The organism is Paenibacillus senegalimassiliensis, assembly GCF_001486585.1.
In the GTDB taxonomy this organism is placed as follows: domain Bacteria; phylum Bacillota; class Bacilli; order Paenibacillales; family Paenibacillaceae; genus Fontibacillus; species Fontibacillus senegalimassiliensis.
Genome location: NZ_LN909043.1, coordinates 393,831 through 415,583, shown reverse-complemented (window position 1 = coordinate 415,583; position 21,753 = coordinate 393,831). Strand labels below are relative to the sequence as shown.

17 protein-coding genes, 1 pseudogene and 1 other annotated feature are annotated in these 21,753 nt (G+C 50.6%); of the genes and pseudogenes, 4 read left to right on the top strand and 14 right to left on the bottom strand.

All coding sequences use genetic code 11. The annotated features are described in order from the left end of the window. Positions 1-4: 4 nt before the first annotated feature. The 14 genes from BN3279_RS24340 to speD form a co-directional block, all read right to left on the bottom strand. Positions 5-1,324 (bottom strand): stalk domain-containing protein, encoded by a 1,320-nt coding sequence (locus BN3279_RS24340; RefSeq protein WP_059049643.1) that lies wholly within the window; start codon positions 1,322-1,324, stop codon positions 5-7. Positions 1,325-1,404: 80 nt separating this feature from the next. After that, positions 1,405-2,403, bottom strand: coding sequence for a hypothetical protein (locus BN3279_RS05670; RefSeq protein ID WP_059049642.1), 999 nt, complete (start codon positions 2,401-2,403; stop codon positions 1,405-1,407). A gap of 212 nt (positions 2,404-2,615) precedes the next feature. Further along, positions 2,616-3,935, bottom strand: a complete 1,320-nt coding sequence (murC, locus tag BN3279_RS05665; RefSeq protein ID WP_059049707.1) for a UDP-N-acetylmuramate--L-alanine ligase — start codon at positions 3,933-3,935, stop codon at positions 2,616-2,618. Positions 3,936-3,994: 59 nt separating this feature from the next. After that, positions 3,995-5,374 (bottom strand): bifunctional folylpolyglutamate synthase/dihydrofolate synthase, encoded by a 1,380-nt coding sequence (locus tag BN3279_RS05660; RefSeq protein ID WP_059049641.1) that lies wholly within the window; start codon positions 5,372-5,374, stop codon positions 3,995-3,997. A gap of 34 nt (positions 5,375-5,408) precedes the next feature. Next, a complete protein-coding gene (locus BN3279_RS05655) occupies positions 5,409-8,087 on the bottom strand; it encodes a valine--tRNA ligase (protein WP_059049640.1) in 2,679 nt (892 codons plus the stop codon). A 108-nt stretch (positions 8,088-8,195) separates the two neighbouring features. Continuing rightward, positions 8,196-8,442 (bottom strand) — a binding site (T-box leader). An 84-nt stretch (positions 8,443-8,526) separates the two neighbouring features. Beyond that, positions 8,527-9,837, bottom strand: a complete 1,311-nt coding sequence (locus BN3279_RS05650; protein ID WP_059049639.1) for a LysM peptidoglycan-binding domain-containing protein — start codon at positions 9,835-9,837, stop codon at positions 8,527-8,529. 152 nt (positions 9,838-9,989) lie between these two features. Beyond that, complete coding sequence (locus BN3279_RS05645; RefSeq protein ID WP_232436765.1) at positions 9,990-10,940, bottom strand: RluA family pseudouridine synthase; 951 nt, start codon at positions 10,938-10,940, stop codon at positions 9,990-9,992. Next, on the bottom strand, positions 10,937-12,238 hold the full coding sequence (hemL, locus tag BN3279_RS05640; protein ID WP_059049637.1) for a glutamate-1-semialdehyde 2,1-aminomutase: 1,302 nt from the start codon (positions 12,236-12,238) through the stop codon (positions 10,937-10,939). Before hemL ends, BN3279_RS05645 begins: the two co-directional genes overlap by 4 nt. Positions 12,239-12,289: 51 nt before the next feature. After that, entirely contained in the window at positions 12,290-13,294 is a 1,005-nt protein-coding gene (gene hemB / locus BN3279_RS05635; RefSeq protein ID WP_059049636.1) for a porphobilinogen synthase, read from the bottom strand. 57 nt (positions 13,295-13,351) lie between these two features. Beyond that, positions 13,352-14,893, bottom strand: coding sequence for a uroporphyrinogen-III C-methyltransferase (gene cobA / locus BN3279_RS05630; protein WP_059049635.1), 1,542 nt, complete (start codon positions 14,891-14,893; stop codon positions 13,352-13,354). 6 nt (positions 14,894-14,899) lie between these two features. After that, the gene (gene hemC, locus BN3279_RS05625) at positions 14,900-15,838 is read right to left on the bottom strand and encodes a hydroxymethylbilane synthase (RefSeq protein ID WP_059049634.1); all 939 of its coding nucleotides are present in this window, start codon (positions 15,836-15,838) and stop codon (positions 14,900-14,902) included. 3 nt (positions 15,839-15,841) lie between these two features. Beyond that, positions 15,842-16,531 (bottom strand): precorrin-2 dehydrogenase/sirohydrochlorin ferrochelatase family protein, encoded by a 690-nt coding sequence (locus tag BN3279_RS05620; RefSeq protein WP_232436764.1) that lies wholly within the window; start codon positions 16,529-16,531, stop codon positions 15,842-15,844. 176 nt (positions 16,532-16,707) lie between these two features. Continuing rightward, positions 16,708-18,147, bottom strand: a complete 1,440-nt coding sequence (hemA, locus tag BN3279_RS05615) for a glutamyl-tRNA reductase (RefSeq protein WP_059049633.1) — start codon at positions 18,145-18,147, stop codon at positions 16,708-16,710. A 196-nt stretch (positions 18,148-18,343) separates the two neighbouring features. Next, positions 18,344-18,745, bottom strand: coding sequence for an adenosylmethionine decarboxylase (gene speD, locus BN3279_RS05610; protein WP_059049632.1), 402 nt, complete (start codon positions 18,743-18,745; stop codon positions 18,344-18,346). A 313-nt stretch (positions 18,746-19,058) separates the two neighbouring features. Between speD and BN3279_RS05605 the strand changes: the two genes are divergently transcribed. The 4 genes and pseudogenes from BN3279_RS05605 (at position 19,059) to BN3279_RS05595 (ending at position 21,752) form a co-directional block, all read left to right on the top strand. Continuing rightward, positions 19,059-19,757: a response regulator transcription factor gene (locus BN3279_RS05605; RefSeq protein ID WP_059049631.1), complete on the top strand. Its 699-nt coding sequence runs from the start codon at positions 19,059-19,061 to the stop codon at positions 19,755-19,757. A gap of 1 nt (position 19,758) precedes the next feature. Further along, positions 19,759-20,202 (top strand): annotated as a pseudogene (locus BN3279_RS24515) (histidine kinase dimerization/phospho-acceptor domain-containing protein); the annotation flags it as partial. 75 nt (positions 20,203-20,277) lie between these two features. Next, positions 20,278-20,691, top strand: coding sequence for a sensor histidine kinase (locus tag BN3279_RS24510; protein WP_455325158.1), 414 nt, complete (start codon positions 20,278-20,280; stop codon positions 20,689-20,691). 137 nt (positions 20,692-20,828) lie between these two features. After that, positions 20,829-21,752, top strand: a complete 924-nt coding sequence (locus BN3279_RS05595; protein ID WP_059049629.1) for an ABC transporter ATP-binding protein — start codon at positions 20,829-20,831, stop codon at positions 21,750-21,752. Position 21,753 lies beyond the last annotated feature (1 nt).

The following is a 21,753-nucleotide window of genomic DNA, read 5'->3' as shown; positions in this document are numbered from 1 at the left end:
GTAACTAATGAGTATATAGCTTAAGTATGGACAATGAAGCACCTTGACCTTGTTCTATCAAATTCACCTCTTCATTGGCACCATAAAGTTGGAGTGACACCAAGCTGCGAGCACTAAGATACTCAACTGTAGTAACTGAAAAACTAGATCGAGCATAACCGGCTGTTGGAGGGATGACAGACATATCTCGCACCGCTCCATTGACAGTCAATCGTGTGCCAATATTTTTGGGTTCCGCTAAATTAACATGATAAGTGATATGATAGTAACCGGTATGCATAATTAATATACCTGTAGGCGAATAGTCAAAGTCATTCATTGTTTGCGTTCCAGTGTCCCAGCCAATAGTAGTTCCCTCTGAAGTTGCAGTAAGGGTCCTATTCGCCACTATCGATTTTGAAAAAGGAAGAGTATTCGCTCCGGCAGGACCCGTCGCGCCTGCTTCGCCCTTTTCACCTTGCGGACCGGCAGGACCCGTCATGCCTGTTTCTCCTTTTTCACCTTGCGGACCGGCAGGACCCATCGCGCCTGTTTCTCCTTTTTCGCCTTGCGGACCGGCAGGACCCGTCGCGCCTGTTTTTCCCTTTTCACCTTGCGGACCGGCAGGACCCGTCGCGCCTGTTTTTCCCTTTTCACCTTGCGGACCGGCAGGACCCGTCGCGCCTGATGGTCCAATTGGTCCAGCTTCGCCCTTTTCACCTTTCTCCTCGGGGTCGCCTTTCTCTCCTGCTGGCAGTTCATTTGCTGACTGAGTATCAATATTGACTTGTCTATTGGCGCCATCCCAAGCTATCTTCAGGTCAAGATAATTGCCAAATGCACGAATGGGCAAATAGATACTACCGTTAAAGGCTACTAATGAAACTGGTTTGCCATCCGCATCTACCAGTTGAATCTGCTTGCCATCTATAAATAAAGTTGCATCAGACGCTTTTGCTGAAATTTTAGCCCCAGCTTTCCATGTATCCATATCATGAGTCGTTCGAATCACTGAGTTTACGCTCGTCGTAATATACACCGCTTGTTTTTGTTGATTCCAGCTTATCCCTAGTCCTAGCAGCTCAGAAGTCGCACGAAGTGGTAAATAAATGGAGTTATTAATAGATATGGAATAGACATCCTGCTTCTCTAATTCACCATTTACAGCAATGGGTACGTTCGTTATCGTCCCTTGGATGCCACCAGTTGCTGCTGCTGAAATGGGGAATTTAAACACACTTGATGCAAGCAGCACAGTAACAAGCACAGCACTTAGTTTATATTTGAATCCTTCATACCCATTAATCCACTTGTTTCCTCTGGTCTTATTCTTTTGAATATTCAAAACAATCCACCCTTCCGTGGCGAAAAGGACAATCTTGCGATCCCCTTCACGTTTGAGATAGCTCTTGTCCGTTTGGACTTTTATCCATTAGGTATAGCAACGAAGCAATTTATTGTTGCGTTAGCTGTAAAATGGATCGCATCCAGATTTTTAAATTGAGAGAAGTGCAAATAGTCTACTCTCGCAAAATTGCTCCATAAGGTATCCATTGTTTCTAAATATATATCGTAAGCTATACCTTCTCCTGCAAAATTTAAGAGGCTGTAATCAACATTCTCTACTTCATGGTAGGGTTTGGTAAATACATCTTCAGAGCTTCTAGCCGGTATCTTAAGAATAGCAACCGTTTCATTCGGAGCAAACACCACAACCCCCGAGGTGGATTCCATGATGTAATCCCCCATTAATTCATACGCAAAGGATACCTCCCGATCAACAGCCCGGTTTAACTGGAAAGTAATATAGACTGTTTCAATGCGTGATAGCAAAAGCTTAAGGTCCGTCTCGTAATGGTTCTTTTCTGAGTAATTGGCGCCTATCTTTAATTCAATATTGCTAACAGTGGCGATAACCGCACCCTCATAACTGTCATCCTCCAATTGCAGCGGGTCATACACCTGTGTGGTAACTGTACTCGAGTCAACACCATAGACAGCATCCGTTGCGGAAGTAAAGCCCATCCCTTCCGACTCGATATCCACGATCTTCTTGAGGGATTCAAGGGTTATCGGTTGACCATCCACTTCGGCTATCTGAGATAGATCCGTCGCCGGATCGCTTAACAGCTCCTTCAGCTCATCGAGAGAGTACGCTTGTCCATCCACGATGACGGGTGATGTAGCCAGTTGGCCCTGGCCGTCCACCAACCCCAGCTTCCGTAATGTATCGTAAATGAAAGGCGCTTGCTCCGCCCCATATTCCTGCTCAAGCAGGCTCATGATCGCCTTGTTGGTCGCGTTATCCTGCGCTGCATCATGATTAGCTGCTTGAGCCAAGGCGTCAAGCCCTGTACTGAATAACATCACCATGACGAGCATAGCTGCAATAAGTGCCTTAAACCTTCTGTTCAATCTGTACATCATATCCTCCTCATTATTAATGAATTAACTAGGTTATCTATGTAACCGGGACAAATTCTATTTATAAATGATTTGGCGTGATTTCGGATCATCCAAAAGTAGTAGATGGACGCAAAAGCTATGAATTTAATCACAAAAAGTGCGCTAAAGCAAAAAAAGGCACCCATCCACGTTGGAAGGGTGCTTTTTACAAGCTTAAATAGTTGATCGTTTTAGCCAAGCTGATGAGCTAACTCATAGCCTACCTTATATATATCTCCCGCTCCCATCGTGAGCACGAGGTCGCCGGACTGAAGACGGTTCTGTAGATCAGCCAGCACGTCTTGCTTGGTCGCCAGATAACGAGCACCTGCATTGCTATTCTCCTTAATCAGTTCCACCAGCTTGGAGGAATGAACACCTTCAATCGCTTTCTCTCCGGCTGGAGAATAGATGTCGGTAATAATTACTTCATCTGCTTCTCCAAAGGCCCGGCTAAACGCGTCGAGCAGGAAGAAGGTCCGCGTATACCGTTGCGGCTGGAACACAGCAATAATTCGTTTGCCCGTAGCCTTTGCCGCAGCAATGGTCGCTTGAATCTCCGTTGGGTGGTGGGCATAGTCGTCAATAATAAGGATGCCGTTCATTTCACCCAATACCTGGAAGCGCCGTTTCGCTCCATGGAAGTGTGGCAACGCCTTGGCAATATCCTCGAACGCAATTCCCGCTTCCAAACACACGATGACGGTGGCCATCGCATTATAGACATTATGCTTGCCTGGAACGGAGAGTTCAACCGTACCCAGAGTCACGCCACCATGCTTCATTACGAAGCTGACATACCGGTCTCCCAGTTGAATGTCGTGTGCCGTATAATCACAGACGGGTTCCATGCCAAAGGTAATTACATGGCAATGCAGCTTGGGCAGAAGCTCCTGTACATTATGGTCATCCCCACAGACGACAGCTTTGCCGCCCGGTTTCACTTGATTGAGGAATTGCACATAAGCATCCTTCAACTGGCCAAAGTCGCCGCCATAGTTCTCAAGATGATCGGCCTCGATATTCGTAACCACACCAAGAGAGGGATGATACTGCAAGAAGGAGCCATCGCTTTCGTCAGCTTCAGCTACCACGCATTTGCCCTGCCCAGCCTTGGCATTGGTGCCCATGTCCATAATCTCCCCGCCGATAATATAAGTCGGGTCAGTGCCGCATTGCTCCATGACCAGCGCAATCATCGACGAGGTCGTTGTTTTGCCATGTGCTCCCGCAACAGCTACGCCCGTTCTCTCATTGAGCAGGCGTGCGAGCATTTGCGAACGGTGCAGGATAGGGATACCCTGCTCCTGCGCCTCCAGACGCTCCACATTATCCTGTGGCAATGCCGTAGAGTAGACCACCAGGTCCGCTCCATGAACATGTTCTGCTGTATGGCCAATATAAATTTTTGCCCCTTTAGCTGCAAGCTTCTCCGTCAATTCCTGGGAAGCGACGTCCGATCCCGTGACGGTATAACCCATCTCCAGCATGACGCGGGCAATGGCACTCATGCCATAGCCCCCAATGCCGATAAAATGCACATGTTGTTCCGTAATATTTGTCAAAATGGTCACCAGCCTTTTTCAGAATCGGTTTGATGCAAAAGGGCCGCCCGCACGTCGGAGATCATATATAATGTACCGGTCACTACCCCAAGATCCTCCCGTTCCGTCCGTGACTCCAAAAGCGAAAGGGCTTTTCTCCAGTCACGTTCCACGATAATTTCCAAATCCGCTTTCGCGTCCGTTCCCCGAGCTTCCATCACGAGGTTGTACAATGCCTCGGCATCCATCTTCCTGCGAAAATCGGGCTCGGTCAGTATAAGTGTATCCACTATTGGTAATATATGCTTCAAGTAGCCATGATGATGCTTATTGGCTAACATCCCCATCATCAAATGAAGTTTCCGGTAGCGGAAGGCTTCAGGCAAGCTTTGGGCAAGCGATGCGGCTCCCTCCGGATTATGGGCACCGTCGAGCAACAGCCTCGGCTCCTTGCGGATCAGTTCCAGCCTCCCCGCCCAAAAGGTGGTGCGGAAGCCGTCTTGTAATGGCTCATCCTCTAACACGAAGGCCATATACTGCCGCAACAGCTCCAACGCCATCATGGCACCGGAAGCATTCTTGCATTGATGCTCACCCATCAGACCAAGGGTCAGGGGAAGCTCCCGAAAGGGACCGTAGAAATGAATCTGCTGCTCCGATTCCCCAATGGCAAGACGTTTATAATTGAACTGTTCTCCAAGCAAATATAAGGGGGCCTGCTGAGCTTCTGCTGTTGCTTTCAGCACTGCGATGGCCTCCGGTTGCTCCACACAGCTTACAACAGGGACGCCAGGCTTAATAATCCCCGCCTTCTCACGCGCAATCTGCTCAAGGCTATCACCTAAAACATCCATATGATCGTACCCAATATTCGTGATGAGCGAGACGATAGGTGTCACAATGTTGGTAACATCCATCCTTCCCCCAAGCCCGGTCTCCCATACCACTACATCAGGATAGCAAACCTCGGCAAAATATAAAATGGCAATCGCCGTACTCACCTCGAACATGGTTGGAGAGCCCAGCTCCGTATCCGCAATCTCTCGCACCAGCGGAGCAATTCGATTGCTCAATTCAAGCAGTGTCTGCTCGGGAATATCCGTCTCATCATATTGGAAGCGATTCGTGAATTTGGTGATATACGGGGACGTAAACGTCCCCACGTGATAACCGCATTCACGTAACGTGCGAGACAGAAAAGCACAGGAAGAGCCCTTCCCATTCGTTCCGGCAATATGGATGAACTTGAGTCTCCGTTCAGGATGCCCTAGCCGCTCCATCAATAGTTCGATGCGCTCCAGTCCTGGCCGAATGCCAAACGGCAGCAGTGCGTTAATCCAGCTTACCGCTTCGTCATAGCTTTGCAGTCCCAAAGAGCTTGATTCCTCGTCTGTGTGATCCCCCATGTTTCCGTCACCTTCGATTTGTTATTTTTCCAGCCTAGCCCTTCAGCTCGGCAATCCGGGCCAACACCTTATCGCGTTTTTCAGCATAATCCGCCATTTTGGCGCGTTCTTCCTCGATGACTTTGGCCGGAGCCTTGGCCACAAAACCTTCATTCGCCAGCTTCTTCTCTACCCGCTCAACCTCTTTGTTGAGCGTATCAAGCTCCTTGGATAAGCGCTCGATCTCCTGACCAATATCAATCAGTCCGGATAACGGCAGGAACAGTTCGGCGCCAGTTACTACCGCAGTCATCGCTTTGTCCGGCACAGCAACCGTCAGGGAAGCCTCATATTCCGAGGTGTTGCAGAAGCGACGGATATAGTGTGCATTGCGCTCCAGCACTTTCAACACTTCAGCATTACCCGGCTTGAAAAATAATTCGACCTTCTTGCTCATCGGTACACCCACCTCGGCACGGATGTTCCGAACGGCACGGATAACATCCATCAGCAAGTTCATTTCCTGAACAGCATCCGGTGCTTCCAGCGAAGTATCATACTCTGGCCAAGCTGCCAGCATAATCGTGTCGCCATGATGCGGCAAATGCTGCCATATTTCCTCGGAAATAAACGGCATAAACGGATGAATCATACGGAGTGTCCGATCAAGAACATAGGCCAGTACCGATTGTGTTTTCTGCTTGGCGGCAGCGTCCTCTCCATAGAACGACAGCTTGGCAAATTCGATATACCAATCGCATAAATCATCCCAAATGAAGTTGTACAGCACTCGCCCAGTCTCTCCGAATTCATATGCATCGATCAGCCGGGTAATCTCGCGTGCCGTCTCGTTCAAGCGATGTAGAATCCAACGGTCCGAGGTCGACAAGTCACCGCTGATATCAATATCTTCATACTTCACGCCTTCCAGATTCATTAAAGCAAAGCGGGAAGCATTCCATATTTTATTCGCAAAATTACGCGCCTGCTCTACGCGTTCCCAACGGAAGCGCAGGTCCTGCCCCGGCGTGCTGCTGGTCGACAGCATATAACGCATCGCATCAGCACCATACTTGTCGATGACCTCAAGCGGGTCAACTCCGTTACCCAGCGACTTGGACATTTTGCGTCCCTCGCTATCACGTACAAGGCCATGGATGAGCGTATCTTTAAACGGCATTTTGCCGGTAAATTCATAACCCTGGAAGATCATCCGCGAGACCCAGAACGGAATGATGTCGTACCCTGTTACGAGCACATCCGTCGGATAATAGCGCTTGAAATCTTCGCTTTCTTCGTTTGGCCAACCCATCGTTGAAAAAGGCCACAGCGCCGAGCTGAACCAGGTGTCCAGCACGTCATTGTCTTGAACGAGATCGTCGCGCCCCAGCTTCTCACGCGCTTCTTCTTCGCTCTTGGCTACAACCATTTCGCCCGTTTTTTGCGAGTACCAGGCCGGAATACGATGTCCCCACCACAGTTGACGAGAAATACACCAATCGCGCACATTCTCCATCCAGTGAAGATAGGTTCGTTCGAACCGCTCAGGCACGAATTTGACGCCCTCGCCCGATTTTTGAGCGTTTACCACGGGCTCAGCCAGCGGCTGCATTTTAACGAACCACTGCGTGGACAGGTACGGCTCGACAACAGCATCAGTCCGCTCGCTATGGCCAACTTGATGTAAGTGATCTTCAATTTTGATCAAAACGCCCTGTTCCTGCAAGTCAACAACGATTTTCTTGCGGCAATCGGCACGGTCCAAGCCTTTGTAGGGTCCAGCTTCGTCGTTCATCGCACCGCTCTCATCCATCACGATAATTTGCGGCAGATCATGGCGCAAGCCCACTTCAAAATCGTTTGGATCATGAGCTGGTGTAATTTTCACCGCACCGCTCCCGAATTCCTTCTCCACGTACTCATCGGCAATAATCGGAATTTCGCGGCCAATAATCGGCAACACGAGCGTTTTGCCAATCATGTCTTTGTAACGGTCATCTTCCGGGTGAACGGCTACGGCTGTATCGCCCAGCATTGTTTCCGGACGCGTCGTAGCGACCGTGATGGAACCGCTCCCGTCTTTCAGCGGGTATTTCAAATGGTACAAGTGACCCTGCGTCTCTTTGTATTCCACCTCAATATCGGATAAAGCGGTGCGTGCAGCCGGGTCCCAGTTAATAATGCGTTTGCCGCGGTAGATCAGGCCTTTGTCGTATAGCTTGACAAAGACTTCCTTGACGGCATCCGACAATCCTTCATCCAGCGTAAAGCGCTCGCGCGAATAGTCGAGTGATAGACCCATCTTTGCCCACTGCGATTTAATGTTCGCGGCATAGGTTTCTTTCCATTCCCATACCTGCTCCAGAAACTTCTCGCGTCCCAGATCGTAGCGGCTAACGCCCTGCTCCCGTAACTTCTGCTCCACTTTGGCCTGCGTGGCGATACCAGCATGGTCAGACCCTGCGAGCCACAATGCATCGTAGCCCTGCATTCGCTTGGCACGAGTCAAAATATCTTGAAGCGTGAAGTCTAGCCCGTGACCGATATGCAACACGCCTGTGACGTTCGGCGGTGGAATTACGATGGTATACGGCTTGGCATTCGGACGTTTTCCAGCCTCGAAGAAGCCCCCCTCTAACCAGTAGGAATACCATTTCTGTTCTGCTGATTTCGGATCATACGTCGTTGGCATTTCCGTCGACGCTTGTTGACCTTGACCTTGATTTTCTGTCATCCCTTTCAACCTCCGTTACAATAAGCATAGCCTTGGTTTTTTAAAGATAGTCGTTAGCCAGGCAAGTCATGGCCCCACTAAAGACAAAAACAAAAAAAGCCTTTCGTCTCAAAGGACGAAAGGCTTTACTTTCGCGGTACCACCTTTGTTTCGCAAGCCTTCGACTTAAGATGAAGGTCAATGCGACACTCAAGCAGATAACGGCTGCTACCGGTTCGCTCTAACGACTGATACGCTCAAACGAACGACTCCCGGGCGACTTCGGCGAGCTACGTGTCCCGCAGAATCTCTCAGCATTCCGATTCTGCTCTCTGAAGGGTTCACCCTGCCTACTCTTCCCATTCCAAGTCTTTACATAGATCCATTTATGTTGATCTATATTATCATAACTTGGAACACTCCGGGAGTCAATCCTAAGTCCAGTCAACTACGCACCTGCCTAAGGAATATAAAGAATTTGCCCTTCAGCCAACTCATGCTCAGACAGCCGATTATACAATTGCAGTTCTCTCGAACTAAGATGATAGCGCTCAGCGATATCATCCAGCGTCTCTTCACGCTGCACGATAACCAACTTTACTTTGCGGAATGGTGTTTGGTCTTCACTTTGAATGAACAGGTTCTTCCATCTCAGATCCTCGCCTTCACCCACCTCGGATTCCGTCTCATCGACGAACTCCTCATCATAAGCATCTTGGTCTGCAGCAACCCTTGAAGAGGATAGCAGCTTAGTGAGGCCGAAGACTTCGCTTTCACCTGAACCACCGCTGTTTTTGGAGCCCAGTGCAATCTTCATCTCCTGCTTCTCTTCCGCCTGTGAATAGGAGAATGGGTCGGCTTCCCCCTGAATGGAGGCCTCTACAGCATAGTCATCCTCAGCCAGAACCTCATCTGACAAGGTTCCTGCTTCATGAACATCATCAGCGTAGGTTGGGGGGTCGGTGTCGGACTGGCGAACATCGGCATAGGCTTGCGCTTCTCCCTTGAACCAGATGTGGCTGTCCGCTTCCTCGTCCCGCTCCTCCGATGCCTCATATTCCTTGTCCGCCCATGCAGCCGTATTCTGGAAGCCAGCGATATCGTCAGACCAGCTTAATTCCTGCTGCTCGTCCTCAGTTAGCGCCTGAGAGGGCAACCGCTCCTCCGGAAATGCCTGCCATGGGGCCGCAGAAACAGCGGGCGTTAATAGCTCTGCATCCTCCGATGACTCGGAGATTTCTTCCGAATTCTCAGCTTCCCAGCCAAACGATGAACCGGAACGCACCTCGTCCGCCAGCAATGGACTGGGCGCCTCCGTTTCCAATTCATCCTCTGCTTCGTCTTCCTCTCCACGGACTACATGAGCGGTCGTGAATTCGCGATCCTTCCAGCTATCGCCCTCTGATAGCAAGGAGGATGTCTCAATTCCCTGTAACGACAGCACCCCCGTAATGTTCAAGCTTCGCGAGCTCAGAAGGTCCACATCAAAATTTTCAATTTCGACCGTGATATCCTCCAACCGGTTCACCCGGCTGAGCGGGATGGTAATTTCCACGGGAATATAGTGTTCCAGCTCCCGCTTCTCTCCCTCGCCCAGATAAGATCCTGTAAGCAGCAAATGACCGCGAAGTGCGGCGTATTCCTCACCGGGCATGACCTGGATTTTTGGATAGAGCTCGATTTCCTCCAATTCCTCAATACCGATCACTTCTTCCGATAAATGAACGCGCTCATAAATATCGAACCTGAGACCATAGGACTGATCAGCCAAAACGTTACCTCCTTTCAGCATATCCAAAACATGATTTAGCATCGATTGCCAGTGATCCAAAATCATCCTCGTTTTAATCTATATGCTTCAAAAAGGAGTGCATGCCAGCTTTTTCATAAACCGTTGGACATCTTGCCAGAGGCCTTGCCACTTTACCTTATGCGCTCGTACAGTTGAGTTAGTTCCACTGGCCAAGGATCAGCCACCTCTACCCTCTCTCCGGTGAGCGGATGGAGGAACGCCAGCCGCTCACCATGAAGCGCCTGATGAGACAGCCACTTAGTACCTCCACCATACAGCGTATCCCCCACAAGCGGATGTCCCGCATGACTGAGATGAACCCGAATCTGATGAGTTCTCCCTGTCTCCAGCGTCAGCCGTACCAGACTTAAGTCATGCTGCGGGAAGACCTCCAGCAGCTCCACATGGGTTATCGCCGACTTCCCACCAAGCGACACCCGGCGTCTCTGGTTATGATGGCGGTCCCGACCGATGGGCAAATCTATGATCTTCAGCTCCGGACTGACCTGCCCTTGCACGAAGGCAATATAGGTGCGGTGAATGGCTTTGCGACTCATCGCCTCATCCAGCTTCAATTGGGCATATTCATTTTTGGCAAACAGTACCGGTCCCGATGTACATTCGTCCAATCGATGAATATGAGCAGCAGCAACCGCTTCTTTGCGCGACGCGAACAGCCCGGATACCTGGTTCGCCAAAGTATTAGGCGGAGTCATAGCCGTCAGCCCGCCTTGTAAATGGGAAGCGGCTATCCCCGTGCCATCGGGATGCACCTTCAAGCCAACCGGCTTATGGACGACCAGACACCAATCATCCTCAAAGAGCAAATTAAGCTCCGCTGTAAGCAGCGGAGCGTAGGAGGATGTTCTTGGCGAAAAAAGATGCAAGCGCAGCCGATCCCCGGCAAGCTTGACCCCTCCCTCGGCTAGTAAGCGGCGAATGAGCTTGGGTGGAGCGTTCAGGTGATCCGATAACCAGACCAAAGCGGCGTCAACCCGATCTTGTCCTTCTGCTGGCGACAGCTTGCCCGGCATCAGTTCCAGCCACTCCCCCCGCCGCGACCAAGCGGGTATCCGGCTCACAGAGCTTGTAGCGCAAGCCGGTGCGCTTCAATGGTCAAGTCGATATCTTCCTCTGTATGAGCACCGGAAACAAACATCCCCTCAAACTGGGAAGGCGCCACGTTGATACCCTGCTCGAGCATAGCCGCAAAATAGCGATTAAACAAGGCGATATCGCTGCTCTTCGCTGTATCGTAGTTGATTACCTGGCTGTCGGTGAAGAACGGACATACCATGGAGCCAACCCGATTGATTGTGCATGGAATCCCTCGCTCTTTGGCATTACGCACAAATCCCGCCTCCAGCTTGGCCGATAAACGTTCCAGTCGATCATATACCTCCGGCGTCAGCAGCGACAATGTCGTGAAGCCTGCGACCATCGCCAGGGGATTACCGCTTAACGTACCTGCCTGATAAATCGGGCCACTTGGAGCAATATGCTCCATAATTTCGCGTTTGCCTCCATAAGCACCTACCGGCAGTCCGCCTCCAATCACTTTCCCCAGGCAAGTCAAGTCAGGCGTGATGCCAAACCGCCCTTGCGCACAATGAATGTCCACCCGAAAACCGGTCATGACTTCGTCAAAAATTAGCAAGCTACCGTATTTCTCAGTGATGCTCCGCAGGCCTTCCAGAAATCCTGGTAACGGGGGAACAACGCCCATATTGCCCGCAATGGGCTCCACAATCACGCCAGCAATCTCCTCACCGAACCGTTCAAAGGCAAGCTCTACGGAAGCCAGGTCATTATAAGGAACAGCAATAGTATTCGCGGCTACTCCTTCTGGAACGCCAGGGCTATCCGGCAATCCCAGCGTCGCCACTCCCGAACCAGCCTTGATCAGCAGGCTGTCGGCATGACCATGGTAAGAGCCCTCAAATTTCATGATTTTGCTACGGCCAGTGTATCCCCGTGCCAACCGAATCGCACTCATCGTGGCTTCTGTACCCGAGTTGACCATTCTAACCACATCTATAGAAGGAACTCGCTCAGCCACCAATTGTGCCATCTGTGTTTCCAATAACGTGGGTGCACCAAAGCTTGTCCCTTTGGCCGCTGTTTCCTGGAGAGCTTGAACCACCTCCGGATGGGCATGTCCCATAATCAAGGGTCCCCAGGAGCAAACGTAGTCGATAAAGCTATTGCCATCAATGTCATAAATACGTGAGCCGCTCGCGCGGTCGATATACATCGGCGTCAAACCCACCGATTTAAATGCCCGTACCGGACTGTTAACCCCACCGGGCATGACCTTCTTCGCTTCATCGAAAGCTTGCTGCGATCGCTGCGCACCACGCCGTCCTAACTTCTCTTGCATAACGATACCCTCCTCAGGTGATAGAAAGAATGACCGATCCTGCTGGCGCTCTTAACGTTCCTCACGCAACCAGCGTGCCATGTCTTTGGCAAAATACGTAATGATGATGTCCGCACCGGCACGCTTCATCCCAAGCAGCATTTCCGTCACGATTGCCCGTTCATTAATCCAGCCTTGCTGTGCCGCCGCCTTGACCATGGAATATTCACCGCTCACATTGTAAGCCACCAGTGGCAGATCAAACTGATCGCGCAGCATCCGCAAGATGTCCATGAACGCCAGAGCAGGCTTGACCATCAGCATATCGGCCCCTTCCAGCACATCGGACTTCGCTTCTCGAAGCGCCTCTCGTGCGTTAGCCGGGTCCATCTGATAAGTCTTCCGGTCGCCAAATTGCGGTGCGGAATCGGCTGCTTCCCGGAACGGTCCATAAAATGCTGAGGCATATTTAACGGAATAAGACATGATCGGAATATGGCTAAACCCGGCTTCATCAAGTCCGGTGCGAATCGCCTGCACGAAGCCATCCATCATGTTGGAAGGGGCAATGATATCTGCACCCGCTTCGGCTTGAGAGACCGCCGTCTTGACCAGAAGCTCCAGCGATTCGTCATTCAGCACATCGCCGCAGACATGCCCGTCCCGCTCAAAAGTATGTACCATGCCGCAATGACCATGATCGGTAAACTCGCATAGACAGGTGTCTGCTATAACGAGCATATCCGGATAACGTGATTTGATTACACGGGTAGCCTCCTGCACGATACCCTGCTCCGCGTAAGCGGAAGTGCCCACGCTATCCTTGGTATCAGGAACGCCGAACAAGAGCACAGCGGGTATTCCCAATTCCGCGATAGATTGAACCTCTTCTTCCAACGTATCTAGCGAAAAATGAAAAACGCCGGGCATTGAGGAGATTTCATGTTTTACGCCACTTCCATAAGTGACGAAGATCGGTTGAACAAAATCGTCTACCGTCAGGACCGTTTCACGCACCATGCCCCGAATGGCGGCCGATTGCCGCAAACGGCGATGTCTTACTACTGGAAAATTCATATCATGGGCCTCCTATAATTAACTGTAACGGGTATCCCCGCCTATAATAGCTTTATTCTAAGTTGTAGTCCGCATCTTCCAGGCGCACAATGCCTCAATCAGACTGGAGATCGTGGCCTCCTCGGCAAGAATCGACACCTTCAGTCCCGCAGCCTCAGCCGTCTTGGCTGTAAGCGGACCAATGCAGGCAATCTCCACTCCCTTGAGCGCCTCTACCGGATCAGTTGCGCCGCTGACCTGCAACGCGCGAAGCAAGTTAGTTACCGTAGAAGAGCTGGTAAAGGTAGCGGCATGGATACGCCCGAGTTCTAGCAGCTTTACCAATTCTTCGTCGCTCTCATTCGCCGGCACCGTCTGATACATGATGGCTTCTGTGACCTCAAGTCCCTTCTTTCGCATTACCTCAGGCAGCCAGGCTCTTGCCAAGTCGCCCCGCGGCAGCAGCACATGCTGTCCAGCTAGCAGCTCGTGTCCATAGACGTCGATCAGCCCTTCGGCTTGAAATCGCCCAGGCAAGCCCTCAGCGGCGATGCCGTGTGCCCGTAATGCCGCCTGCGTGGCTGGACCAACCGCAGCTATGCGCGCACCATAAAGTGCTCTAATATCTTTCCCCAGTCTCTCCAGGTGCCGGAAGAAATACTCGACTCCGTTAACGCTGGTGAAGAATACCCAATCATAGTGTTCCAAAGCCGCAAGCGCCTGGTCAGTCGCTTGCACTTGATCATGTTCCGGCATGACCACATCAATTACCGGAAGCTCGTAAGCCTCGCCGCCCAGATCTTCTATGCTCCGCACCAGATCACTTGCCTGAGAACGGGCACGAGTGACCAGAATTCGCTTGCCGAACAGCGGAAGTGCCTCCGCCCATTGAAGCTGCTCCCGCTGACTGACGACCTCGCCAACAACAATTACAGCCGGAGGTTTGAAGCCAGCCGTCAGCACCTTCTCTTCAATATCCTCAAGCGTACCGGTCAACGTCTCCTGCTCTGCCCGGGTGCCCCACCGTATCAATGCTACAGGCGTAACAGACGGGCGGCCGTAATGTATCAGTTGCTTCGTAATATAACCGATATTGGCCACCCCCATCATAAAAACCAGCGTCCCCGTGGCATGGGTTACCTTCTCCCAATCAATGGCCAAATCCAGCTTATCCGGGTGCTCATGGCCTGTAATAATCGACACCGAGGAAGCTATATCGCGATGAGTCACGGGAATTCCTGCATAGGCGGGCACCGCAATCGCCGCTGTAATCCCTGGAACAATCTCGTAAGGAATGCCGTGACGCCTTAGTAACTCGGCCTCCTCTCCTACTCGTCCAAATATGGTCGGGTCACCACCTTTGAGACGTACGACTGTCTTGCCCGTCAGTGCCAAATCAACCAATAATTGATTGATATCATCCTGCTTCATCGTGTGCCGTTCCGTTCGTTTGCCTACATATATCTTCTCTGCACCGGGTTTGGTTCTCCGCAGTAGGCTTGGATTAGCCAAGCGGTCATAGACGATGACATCGCCCTTCTCCAGGCAATCCAAACCTTTTAACGTGATCAGCCGCGCATCACCGGGACCCGCTCCAACCAGATAGACTTTGCCTGCCATCCTCCATCACACCCCGGCTTCCTTTAGCAAATCCGCGGCCCCGAGTGAGATCAGCCGCTCCGCCACTTCTTCACCCAGTTCCAGTGGGCTCTCGCCTTCGGCATTCTCCTTAAGAATGGTCACCCCATCAGCCGATCCAACCATGCCGGTCAACGAAATACGCCGGGAGGAAGGCTCCAGCGTGGCATAAGCACCAATCGGCACCTGGCAGCCACCGTTCAGCACACCCAGGAAACGACGTTCCGCTGCCACCGTCAATGCCGTCTCTTCATCGTTATAAAGTGACAGCAAATGACGCAGTTCGGCATCACCTTCGCGACATTCAATGCCCAGCGCACCTTGCCCAACCGCAGGAAGGCATACGTCTACCGGCAGATACTCCGTGATGCGTCCTTCCCAGCCCATTCGGTACAATCCGGCAGCCGCCAGGATAATGGCATCAAAGTTGCCGTCCTCAAGCTTGCGCAGCCGGGAATCAATGTTGCCCCGAACAGGTTCTAACACCAAGTCGGGACGATAAGCCTGAAGCTGGCTGGCCCTCCGCAAGCTACTCGTGCCTACCTTGGCCCCCTCCGGTAATTCTTCCAGGCGCAGCCCGGTTCTGGAGATGAAGGCATCCCGAGGATCAACCCGTTTGGGCACCGCTCCGTTGACCAAGCCGTCCGGCAGCACCGATGGCATATCCTTCATGCTGTGCACCGCAAGATCGATCTCACCATTCAGCATGGCTTGCTCGATTTCCTTGACAAATAGCCCTTTGCCGCCCACCTTGGACAAGGTAACGTCCAGAATCCGGTCTCCTTTCGTAATTATTTTGCGAATTTCAAATTGAAAGGGAATACGATGTGTTTCACATAATGCGGCCAATTCATCTATAACTTGCCCTGTTTGGGTCAAGGCCAACTGGCTTTGTCTTGTTCCCACCACTATTGTACGCTTCGTCATTCCCTATTCCTCCGTTTGCTTCTCAATCCAGGCCACTACTTCCTCGCCGTTCTGCGAAGGGAAGGTTCCTGCCCGAATCAAGGTCAATATATCCGCCTCAGCGAGTTTTCGAAATAACCGCTTTCTATATTCTGACTCCGGTATGTTCGCCTTTATCCAGGAGCGAGCTGAGCTTAACACTTCAATATAGCGCTCATAATCATCCCCGATATGATCGTCAATCTCGCGGCACAGTTCAAGAGCTGCTCTTGGTCCAGCCCCTGATGTGGATACGGCAATAACAAGACCCCCTCGGCGAATCGCTGCGGGCGTTATAAAGCTGCCTTGCGAACCCTCACTAACATCGTTTACTGGAATCCCCAGCATTTCACCTTCGGCCACCACGGCACTGTTCACCGTATGTTGGTCCGTTGCCGCAAAAGCGAGAAAAGCACCACCCAAATCGCCCGGTAAATACTCACGCTCAACCCAGTGAATTTTCTGCTCATCCCTCTGCTCTAGTAAAGAGGCTGTAATTTTCGGACTAATGATAATCGTCTGCGCTCCCGCCTCAATTAACATCGCAGCTTTACGCTCGGCCACCTTGCCTCCGCCAATTACCATGCATTTCTGGCCTTCCAGGTTCAGCATTACAGGTACGTAATAAGGCATGCCAAGCTCCTTCCCCGGCTGCGCGCCGTCGCTTTGTTGCATCGCTTATAGCATACCTTACCCTGCCGTATATTTCCACGCCGTCTTCTTACAACAATAGGAAACTTCCTGGCCTATCTGCAAAAAAAAAGCCCCGCCCTTCCGTCCCGAATTACACTGTCAATTCGAAGGAGGGAGCAAGAGCGGGGAGCATCAATTGTGTCCTATGTTGCATGCTGCTACACAGATATCTTCACCATGGGCAATGAAGGTTCAGGTTCATAGGTGACCGGGCTTGGGGTCACATTTTGGGTATCCGCAAACTCTGTGTTATCCACAGAGATCGGAAGCTCAGGCAATTCCCGAGGTGATGCCTCCTCTTCAATCAAGGCAGGAACCTGTTCTTCCGTCAGACGGTCTTCCAAAGCAAAGATATGGGAAAACATCTCCAGTGCCTCCGGTCCCTGCTGCGCACCCGCCAACTCCTTGACCCGATTAATCGGATCGTGAAGCATCTGGTTCACAATGCTCTTGGTGAGGCGCCGAATGACTTTACGCTGACGTTCATCCAATTCCGGCAACTTATTAAAGAGGCTATCAAGTGTAGCTGAATGAATATCGGAGCCCTTCTCCTGAAGCGCCCGAATGACCGGCTTGACCCCGAGCGTTTGCAGCCAACCGGCAAAAGCCTCCATATCTTCCTCAATCATGGCTTCAATCTTGATGGCTTCGGCACGGCGCATTTCCATATTGTTCTCCACAATCCCTTCCAGATCGTCGATATCATAAAGAAATACCTGCTCCAGCTCTCCAATAGCCGGATCAATGTCCCGGGGAACGGCAATATCGATCATAAACAACGGGCGTTCCGGACGCTGCTTCATACTACGGGCAACCTGTGCCGAAGTAATCACATAACCTTCCGCCCCAGTTGAGCTGATAAGAATGTCAACCTCTTCAAGGCGTTGCAATGCCTCCTGCATCGTACAGGCAGCCCCGCCGAACTTGGCGGCAAGTTCCTGAGCCCGGGCAAAAGTACGGTTCGCTACCAGCACTTCTTCCGCACCTGCACCACTTAAGTGCTTGGCGGTAAGTTCACTCATTTTCCCGGCACCGAGAATTAAGACGCGCTTACCATGGAAGCTGCCGAATATCCGCTTGCCCAGTTCCACAGCCGCATAGCTGATGGATACAGCGCTCTCCCCGATGGATGTCTCTGAGTGAGCCCGCTTGCCAAGTGTCACGGCCTGTTTAAACAGCCGGTTGAACCAAGTCCCGGTGCCTTTCTCCTGTTGTGACAACAAGAAGGCATTTCTCACCTGTCCGAGAATTTGCGTCTCACCCAGTACCATGGAATCCAGTCCACAAGCCACGCGAAACAGATGGCGAACAGCTTGCTCTTCCTCGTACATATATAAATGACGTGTAAACTCCTCGCGTGGAACTCCGAACCAGCGTTCCATGAAGCTTCGGATAAAGTATCCGCACATGTGCAGGCGATCTACAACAACATAAATTTCCGTGCGGTTGCAGGTGGCGATAATAACGCCTTCCAATACACTCTTGGTGCGCATAAGTTCCTGCAGCGCTTGCGGCATATCCTTATCAGCAAAAGAGAAGCGTTCTCTGACCTCCACAGGCGCTGTTCGGTAGTTTAGTCCGACCACGACAATGTGCATTGCAAAGTTCACCTGCCTCAAATGAAATATCTTATATCTCTAACATGAACCGAAAACAAACTGTGTTAATTATATCACAGTAATTATTTGATCCCCCAGCTATCCGTGAGTATTTTATGACTAATTTATGAAATCGTATTCATTTAACATAAATAACCATGGATTATCTCCATGGTTATCCTTAAATTCTATTTATTTATGCGAATTCAGCAGCTTGAATCGTTGTCTCGACTACTTCCAACTCGCCCATTCCGCGAATCAACTTCTTCGCATACGTCTTCTCCGGTTCTAATACGGACACCAGGTACTCGACCGCTACTTGCGGATCAACCATTTCACCGCAGGTATAGCAATCAATAGCAGCAAACCCTCTCTCAGGGTACGTGTGAATCGAGAGATGGCTCTCCGACAGCATCACCAGTACAGCGGCCCCTTCTTGCGCCTCAAACTGTCTGGATTGCATGGACAATATCGTGGCTCCGCAAGCTTCTGCGGCCTCCACCAGATGAGCTTCCAACAGCCCCGCGTTGTTCAGCACCTCAGGGTCGATCCCCCAAGCATCAACAGCAACGTGTCTTCCGAAAGTTGAATGTTCCATCTTTCGGTCCCCCTTCCTAGGAATAAAATATGTCACAAAATTTCATCCGCTAGGACCTACGTCATTCACTTCCCGAGGGAAAACTCTCTCGCAACATCTCCATGTCCTGAGTGAATCCTGGTTCCTATATTCTTTTCAACGTGATTAAAAATAACATCTATTACGGGCAAATGCAACCTTTTTTCAGGATATCCGCCAAGAACTGATTCATTTGCCCATATTAACAGCTTATACGGCTTCCATTGTATTGTGTATATAATGGAATATAGTCTTACGATGGCCTCCAGTTGATCAGAGAAAGAAGGATGATACAATGAGCAGCCGCATTCTGTTAATTGATGATGATACAGATCTATGTCATTTACTAATAAGATACTTGGAAAATGAACATTTTGTCGTTGAAGTAACGCATGATGGCCATCAAGGGGTAGCCTTGGCCCGCAAGGAAGCTTACGATTTGATTATTCTTGACGTCATGCTTCCGGGACTTGATGGCTTCCTTGTCCTTGAAGAAGTTCGGAAGATAAGCGCCGTGCCCGTCCTTATGCTTACAGCCAAGACCGAGAGTACAGACAAGGTAAATGGCCTAAGAGCAGGAGCCGATGACTATTTAACCAAGCCCTTTGATGTCGAGGAATTGATGGCCCGCGTCTTTTCGCTAATTCGCAGATATACTACCTTGAACGGGCAACCGCAGTCCTCTGGCAGCCGCCTTTCCTTTAAAGGACTTGTGATTGATAGAGATACACGAATTGTCCATGTAAGGGACGAGCCTATAGAGCTCCATGCCAAGGAGTTCAACATCCTTTTTTATTTGGCCAGCAACCCGGGGACAATTCTCACCAAGCAGCAGATTTATGAGGAAGTCTGGCAAGAGCCTTATGCTTACGATGACAATAATATTATGGGTTACATTAGCAAGCTGCGAAAATATATTGAAGCCGACCCGAACCAGCCACTGTACATTCAAACCGTCAAAGGGGTCGGTTATCGCTTCAATCGTGAGGTATGATATGCACATTAACTATGAATTGTTCCTGGCCTTGGTTACCCTGGCTATTGCCTCCTTGGTATCTACGCTGGTGTTGCTGCATAAGCTAAGCCGCAACAAGGTAAAGCTCCAAGATATTTCCGATGCTCTGGACGATATTGCCCAGGGGAACATCAGCCGCAAATTATTGGCCAAGCCTGGTGACCCTTTTGCCTTCCTATGCTATCGAATCAATGAAATCACCGACTCCTTTCGGACACAAAGCACCGAGTTTAAAAGGACAGAAGAGGCGAACAAGCAACTTATGACCAGCCTCTCCCACGATGTACGTACGCCTCTGACCACCCTGATCGGGTATCTGGATGCGATTCAGAAGGGAATGGTCAAGGGGCGGGAACGTGAAGAATACACCGAAACAGCCCGGTTGCGGGCGCATGACTTGAAGGACTATGTTGATCTTTTGTTCGAGTGGTTTAAGCTGAATTCCAATGACCAGATCTATACCCTACAACAAGTCGAGCTGGCGGAACTCACCCGAAATATGCTTAAGGACTGGATTCCCTTATTTGAGGTCCACGCTCTCGACTTCCACATCGATATCCCCGACGAGCGGATTGAGGTGGAGCTGGATAGCGATGCCTACTTACGTATTCTGAACAACCTGCTTCAAAATGTTTTATCCCATAGCCAAGCGACTCAGGTGTCCATCCTTCTCCACAAGGATGAGCAATCCGCCGTGCTGACGATTTGCGATAATGGTGTAGGCATTGACGCCCGAGACTTGCCCCGTATATTTGAACGGCTTTACAAATCAGACAAGGCCCGATCGGGAAAAGGAAGCGGATTAGGACTGGCTATTGTACAACAACTTCTCACCGGGATAGGCGGAAGGATTACGGCTGCAAGCACTCCACATGAACAAACCGTCTTCACCGTGTACTTCCCCATTCAGTAATCACGCAGTCCCTGTCCAAAATACAGGGGCTTTTTGCTGCCCGCTGTAAGTTCAAGGTTAGTTCAAGGTTCATCCAAGGTTTATTCAAGGTCCAACGTCTATAATCAGTCTTACAGATACTAAGGAGGACTCGCCTGATGAATGATCTCATCATCCAAACCAAGCAGCTAACCAAGATATATGGGGAACAGAAAAGCGTTAGCAACTTGAACTTACATGTAAGAAAGGGACGAATTTACGGCTTATTGGGTAGAAACGGAGCAGGCAAAACTACCACGATGAAAATGCTGCTCGGTCTAACCAAACCCACCGAAGGAGAAATCAGTATCTTCGGCTCAGATATCCAAGGGGCCGAGGGCAAGATTTACCCCCGAATCGGTAACCTTATTGAGACGCCCGGCTTTTACCCAAACTTAACAGGCAGTGAGAATCTGAAAATATTGGCTCGACTTCGGGGAGTGCCCCATCAGAATGCAGTAAAACGCGCCCTGGAAGTGGTGGGCCTGCCTTATAACGACAAGAAGCTATTGGCCCAGTATTCCCTTGGCATGAAGCAACGGCTGGGCATTGCCAATGCCATCATGCATGATCCTGAGTTGCTGATTTTGGACGAGCCCATCAACGGTCTGGACCCCATCGGTATTGCAGAGGTACGTGAATTTATTAAGCGATTGAGCGTGGAGCAAGGTAAAACAATTCTCATCTCAAGTCATATTCTATCCGAAATTGCCTTGCTGGCCGACGATATCGGTATCATCGATCACGGTGTATTGCTGGAAGAGTCGAGTCTGGAGATGCTGGAGAAGAAAAATAGCAGGTATGTCCATTTTATTGTTTCCTCTGCTGGACAAGCAGCACGCATCCTAGAGCTTGACTTTCACACGTCTCACTTCCATATCGATGATGATTACAGCCTGCGGCTACATGATACAAATATTGATGTTGCCGCCATTACCCGCAAGTTCATTGAGTCCGGGATTGATGTATCGGAAGCACATACCCAAAATGATACGTTAGAGGATTACTTCAAGCGCGTTACCGGGGGTGAGGGGATTGCTTGAT

Excerpts from the sequence above, each read along its gene's own strand:
- hemC (WP_059049634.1), bottom strand. The coding sequence starts at position 15,838 with ATGACGAAGCGTACAATAGTGGTGGGAACAAGACAAAGCCAGTTGGCC.
- BN3279_RS24510 (WP_455325158.1), top strand. The coding sequence starts at position 20,278 with ATGCTTAAGGACTGGATTCCCTTATTTGAGGTCCACGCTCTCGACTTC.
- hemA (WP_059049633.1), bottom strand. The coding sequence starts at position 18,147 with ATGCACATTGTCGTGGTCGGACTAAACTACCGAACAGCGCCTGTGGAG.
- BN3279_RS05595 (WP_059049629.1), top strand. The coding sequence starts at position 20,829 with ATGAATGATCTCATCATCCAAACCAAGCAGCTAACCAAGATATATGGG.
- BN3279_RS05620 (WP_232436764.1), bottom strand. The coding sequence starts at position 16,531 with ATGCAACAAAGCGACGGCGCGCAGCCGGGGAAGGAGCTTGGCATGCCT.
- BN3279_RS05670 (WP_059049642.1), bottom strand. The coding sequence starts at position 2,403 with ATGTACAGATTGAACAGAAGGTTTAAGGCACTTATTGCAGCTATGCTC.
- cobA (WP_059049635.1), bottom strand. The coding sequence starts at position 14,893 with ATGGCAGGCAAAGTCTATCTGGTTGGAGCGGGTCCCGGTGATGCGCGG.
- BN3279_RS05655 (WP_059049640.1), bottom strand. The coding sequence starts at position 8,087 with ATGACAGAAAATCAAGGTCAAGGTCAACAAGCGTCGACGGAAATGCCA.
- hemB (WP_059049636.1), bottom strand. The coding sequence starts at position 13,294 with ATGAATTTTCCAGTAGTAAGACATCGCCGTTTGCGGCAATCGGCCGCC.
- BN3279_RS05660 (WP_059049641.1), bottom strand. The coding sequence starts at position 5,374 with ATGGGGGATCACACAGACGAGGAATCAAGCTCTTTGGGACTGCAAAGC.
- BN3279_RS05605 (WP_059049631.1), top strand. The coding sequence starts at position 19,059 with ATGAGCAGCCGCATTCTGTTAATTGATGATGATACAGATCTATGTCAT.
- hemL (WP_059049637.1), bottom strand. The coding sequence starts at position 12,238 with ATGCAAGAGAAGTTAGGACGGCGTGGTGCGCAGCGATCGCAGCAAGCT.
- speD (WP_059049632.1), bottom strand. The coding sequence starts at position 18,745 with ATGGAACATTCAACTTTCGGAAGACACGTTGCTGTTGATGCTTGGGGG.
- murC (WP_059049707.1), bottom strand. The coding sequence starts at position 3,935 with ATGAGTGCCATTGCCCGCGTCATGCTGGAGATGGGTTATACCGTCACG.